Raw genomic sequence first — 5,459 nt, 5'->3', positions numbered from 1 at the left:
TTTAGCTTATCGATACTAATAGGTCGAGGACTTGACCAACTAAAATGATGAAAATTAGTTAAATGATATGCAGTTTTTAGAGTATTAACTCTACAACTTAATAGAAATATTAAGCATGAAGATTATGTGGTTATTATAGCAAAGAGGATACACCTGTTCCCATTCCGAACACAGAAGTTAAGCTCTTTAGCGCCAATGGTACTTGGGGGGCAACCTCCTGGAAGAGTAGGACGTAGCCACGTAATCTTTTTTAGTTTTCAAAATAATTATTAAAAAACACTTCTTTAATATAATTTATATATTATATCAAAGAAGTGTTTTATTTTTTATTAGTTTTTACATATTATATATTTTCACATAGAACTTTATTTTCTGATTTAGATGTAATATCTAATATTAATTTGTGCATTCTATCTAATCCTTCTAAGAAAGACTCCTCACTACAAGCGTATGAAATACGGATGTATTCATCAGCACCAAAAGCTATTCCAGGAACGGCAGCTACTTGATATTTACTTAATAATTCATCACAGAACTCTATAGATAAGCTATTCTTATAATCAAATATATTTTTTAATTCTGATAAATCTATAAAAGCATAAAAAGCGCCATCTGGATATACATATCCTACATAAGGAATAGAATCTAATTTAGAAGTAACTAAATCTCTTCTAGACTTATAAACGGATACCATATGATCTATTTCTTTGGAACAATCTTTTAGAGCTCCATATCCTACATATTGTGTTGTTTGACTAGGATGTGAAACTAAGTGACCCTGTATGGTACTAATAGCTTTAGCTATAGTTTTATTAGATGCAGAGTAACCTAATCTTAAACCTGTCATAGCTGCAGACTTAGAAAAACCATTTATAGTAATTGTAATGTTTTTTGCTTCTTCACTTAATGATGCAATCGATACAAAACTATCATTGTAGCATACCTTTTCATATATTTCATCAGCTAAGATATATACATTATTTTCAATACATATATTTACTATTTCGATTAATTCTTCTTTTGTATATACTGCGCCAGTTGGATTTGATGGATTGTTTATTATGATAAGTTTTGTTTTGTCTGAGATGTGTTTCTGTAACTCTTTCCCTGTTAACTTAAAGCTATTTTCCTTATTTGTATCTATAAATATAGGTGTTGCATTTACTAAGCTGATCATCTCAGGATAACTAACCCAGTAAGGTTTTGGTAGCAATACTTCATCTCCTGGATTTGTAACAGCTAATAAAGTATTTGTAATAGAGTGTTTAGCACCACTAGATAGAACTATTTCATCTATAGAATATGTACAATTATTTTCAGTTAATAATTTTTTGCAAATTTCTTCTCTAAGAATTTTAAGACCAGGAACTAAATCATATTTAGTGCAGTCTTTGTTTAAAGAATTGATTCCGCGAGCTTTTGCAGCTTCAGGAACATTAAAATCTGGCTCCCCGATACTAAGATTTATAATGTCTATACCCTGATTTCTCATTTCTCTTACTTTAGTGCTTATACCTATAGTGTATGATGGAGTAATAGAACTAAGTCTGTTTGATAACATAAAATATCCCCCTTAATTTATGATTAATTATATTATACGATATTTATAATAAAATACAATTGAATGCAAAAATTAACTACAAAAAAGATAAAATTTTTTTATTTTTTTACAAGCATTACAAACACTAAGGTTCAAATTATCCACATAGCATTTGCAATGTTTGTAGTCTGTTTGACTATTATGTACAAATTTGGTAATCTAATAAGGTCGTTAAATCACATACCCTTTGACTTTGTCGAAGGGAATTTTTTATTTGTTTACATACTATATGTAGTGGGTAATAGAGAAATGTGATACAATATATAGTGATGAGGGGGCGTTTAAAAATTGATTAATTATGTAAAGAAAAGAGATGGAAGAATAATTCCTTTTAATGCAGATAGAATAACAAGAGCTATTTTCTTAGCAGCTAGTAAGGTGGCAGAAAGAGAAAATATAATGCCAGATTATAAACTAGCAGAGGAATTAACACAAGAAGTAGTAAAGTTAGTAAACAGTAAGTATACAGGAGTGACTCCAGGAGTTGAAGACATACAAAATGCAGTTGTAAAGGTCCTTATTGAAACAGGTCATGCAAAGACTAGTGAAGAATATATAGTATACAGAACAGAAAGAAGCAGAATAAGAAATTCAAAATCTAGATTAATGCAATCTATAGAAGAAATAACATTTGAAGACGCCGACAACGCAGACATAAAAAGAGAAAATGCCAATATCAATGGTAATACAGCAATGGGTACGATGCTTCAATATGGAAGTACAGTTTCTAAAGAATTCTGTAAGACGCATGTTTTAAAGCCTGAACATTCATTTGCTCATGATAACGGTGATATACATATACATGACATGGATTTCTTAAATATGGGAACTTTAACATGTTGTCAAATAGACATTAAGAAATTATTCAAAGGAGGTTTCTCTACAGGACATGGATTCTTAAGGGAACCTAATGACATAATAAGTTATTCAGCGCTTGCAGCAATAGCTATACAAAGTAACCAAAATGATCAACATGGTGGACAAAGTATACCATATTTTGATTATGGTTTAGCTGAAGGTGTATATAAGACATTTAAAGCTTACTATATAAGTAACATAGCTAAAGCATTAAAGTTATCTAATAATATAGAAGATGATGATAGCGTAAAGAACATAGTAAATTCTACAGAAGAAATTACAGGTAGAAAAGTAGGAATAAGTAAGGATGAAGAGTATCTTTTAGCTGAAGGTGAGAAGTTAGTAGAAGCTTTTGGTATAGATGAAGAATTTGCTAAGAAGATACAAGCATTTGCATTTAAAGAATCTTTAAGCGAAACTGAGAAGAAGACATATCAAGCTATGGAGGCATTTATCCATAACTTAAACACAATGCACTCTAGAGCAGGAGCTCAAGTTCCTTTCTCAAGCGTAAACTTCGGTACAGATATTACAGAAGAGGGAAGAATGGTAACAAGAAACTTACTTTTATCATTAGAGAAAGGCCTAGGTAATGGAGAGACACCAATATTCCCTATATTAATATTTAAGGTTAAAGAAGGAATAAGTTTAAATCCGGAAGATCCAAACTATGATTTATTCAAATTAGCATGTAGAGTATCTGCTAAAAGATTATTCCCTAACTTTAGTTTCTTAGATGCTCCTTTTAATGCAAAATATTATGTAGAAGGTAGACCAGAAACTGAAGCTACATACATGGGATGTAGAACAAGAGTACTTTCAAATGAATGTGGAGAAGACATAGTTAGTGGTAGAGGTAACTTATCTTTCACAACTGTTAACTTACCTAGATTAGGTATTAAACATGGTATAGCTAATGGTGGAAAAAGTGATGTAGAAGGATTTTTCAAAGAATTAGATGAAAAGATAAATGTAGTTATAGAACAGTTATTAGAAAGAATGGAAGTACAAGGAAATAAGAAGATGAAGAACTTCCCATTCTTAATGGGTCAAGGTGTATGGGAAGGTTCAGATAACCTAGGTCCAGAAGATAAATTAGCAGAAGTTATAAAACAAGGAACGCTTACTATAGGGTTTATAGGATTGGCAGAATGTCTAGTTGCACTTATTGGTGAACACCATGGAGAAAGCCAAGAAGCTCAAGAACTAGGCTTAAAGATAATATCACATATGAGAAAAAGAATGGATGATGCTAGTGAAGAGTACAAGCTAAACTTCTCGTTAATAGCTACTCCAGCTGAAGGATTATCAGGAAGATTTACTCGTATGGATAGAAAAGTATATGGAGAGTTAAAAGGAATAACAGATAGAGATTACTATACTAATTCATTCCATGTACCAGTACACTATAAGTTAAGTGCTTTTGAAAAGATAGAAAAAGAAGCTCCATATCATGAATTAACAAATGCAGGACACATAACTTATGTAGAGTTAGATGGAAATCCATCAGACAACCTAGAAGCTTTTGAAACTATAATCAGAGCAATGAAGGATCTTGGAATAGGTTATGGAAGTATAAACCATCCAGTTGATAGAGACCCAGTATGTGGATTCTCTGGAGTTATAGATGGAAGTATATGTCCGGTATGTGGTAGAAATGAAGATGAGAGTGATATAAAGTTTGAAAGAATAAGAAGAATAACAGGATATCTAGTTGGAACTGTAGATAGATTTAACAATGCTAAAAAAGCAGAAGTTCATGATAGAGTAAAACATAGATAGTATTTTAAATAAAATGGATTATGGAGGGCAGGGTTATGAAAATTAGAATATCATCACCGCTTACTTTTGACAGTATAGTAGATGGTCCTGGTTTAAGAATGGTTATATGGACACAAGGATGTATTCATAATTGTAAAGGATGCCATAACCCTCAAACTCATACTTTAGATGAGGGGTATGAAGTTAGAACTGAAGAAGTTATAGATAAAATAAAATCTTTGAGATTACAAAAAGGAATAACTTTATCAGGGGGCGAACCATTTTTACAACCAGAAGCATTAGAAGAAGTAGCAAGAGCAGCTAAAAGTAAAGGTTTAGATGTATGGGCTTATACTGGATTTACATTTGAACAACTTCTAGATAAAAGTAATAAATCTTATTTTAAAAATTTAAATTTACTGAGACAAATAGATGTTTTGGTGGATGGTAAATTTATAGAAGAAAAGAAAGATATAAGCTTAAAGTTTAGAGGTTCTTCTAATCAAAGAATAATAGATGTTCATAGAAGTTTAGATAATAGCAAAGTATTATTACATGAACAGTATATAGAATCTAGGCTGAGTATGGCGGAATAATAAAATAACTAAGGTTTCTTGATTATAGAAGCTTTAGTTATTTTTTATTGTCAAAACATATATGAATAAGTTATATAAATAGTGGCAAATTATAAAATATGTATTGGTTAATTATATAAAATATAGTAAAAAAATATAAAATTTAAAAAATTTTTTTGTTGATAAGTGTATTAATAGTGTGGATAATGGAGAAAAAATATATAATTATATTAGAAAAATCAATGTTGATAAGTTGTGGATAATGTGGATAACATATGTGCATAACTTTTAATTGGCTTTAAATGAATAAAAAAATAATTAAAAAACATATTGACTTAAAAAACAAAACCTGGTAAAGTATTACTTGTCCTTGAGAACGGGACAAAAACAAACCAACTTCATAAAAAGTGGTTGACAAAGTTATTTAGCTTTGGTAAACTAAGGAAGTCGAAAAAAGCCGATAAAACGGTAAAGATGAACTTTGAAAATTAAACAGTAGGTTAATTTATAGAATTTGAAACAACCAAACATAAAGCCAGATATATAAGAGTATCTGAGCCCTAGATAAACTTTTATTTGAGAGTTTGATCCTGGCTCAGGATGAACGCTGGCGGCGTGCCTAACACATGCAAGTCGAGCGATTCTCTTCGGAGAAGAGCGGCGGA

General features: G+C 30.8%; 3 protein-coding genes and 2 rRNA genes. 4 read left to right on the top strand and 1 reads right to left on the bottom strand.

The genetic code is table 11. The features are described from left to right. Positions 1–125 precede the first annotated feature (125 nt). Positions 126–242, top strand: a 5S ribosomal RNA gene (gene rrf / locus ACI48P_RS21985). Positions 243–343: 101 nt separating this feature from the next. Here the strand turns inward: rrf and ACI48P_RS21980 are convergent. Further along, positions 344–1,561 (bottom strand): pyridoxal phosphate-dependent aminotransferase, encoded by a 1,218-nt coding sequence (locus ACI48P_RS21980; RefSeq protein ID WP_475219643.1) that lies wholly within the window; start codon positions 1,559–1,561, stop codon positions 344–346. Between the two features lie 327 nt (positions 1,562–1,888). On the opposite strand from ACI48P_RS21980, the gene ACI48P_RS21975 reads away from it, so the two are divergent. The 3 genes from ACI48P_RS21975 to ACI48P_RS21965 form a co-directional block, all read left to right on the top strand. Beyond that, a complete protein-coding gene (locus ACI48P_RS21975) occupies positions 1,889–4,240 on the top strand; it encodes an anaerobic ribonucleoside triphosphate reductase (protein WP_475219641.1) in 2,352 nt (783 codons plus the stop codon). Positions 4,241–4,275: 35 nt separating this feature from the next. Next, a complete protein-coding gene (gene nrdG / locus ACI48P_RS21970; protein WP_475219640.1) occupies positions 4,276–4,815 on the top strand; it encodes an anaerobic ribonucleoside-triphosphate reductase activating protein in 540 nt (179 codons plus the stop codon). Positions 4,816–5,366: 551 nt separating this feature from the next. Further along, positions 5,367–5,459: ribosomal RNA gene (locus ACI48P_RS21965) — 16S ribosomal RNA — on the top strand; the annotation flags it as partial.

The sequence above is a fragment of the Romboutsia sp. LXY-2 genome (assembly GCF_056171995.1).
This window is presented reverse-complemented; position numbering and strand designations above follow the sequence as displayed.

Coding starts and splice junctions, on each gene's coding strand:
- ACI48P_RS21980 (WP_475219643.1), bottom strand. CDS start 1,561: ATGTTATCAAACAGACTTAGTTCTATTACTCCATCATACACTATAGGT.
- nrdG (WP_475219640.1), top strand. CDS start 4,276: ATGAAAATTAGAATATCATCACCGCTTACTTTTGACAGTATAGTAGAT.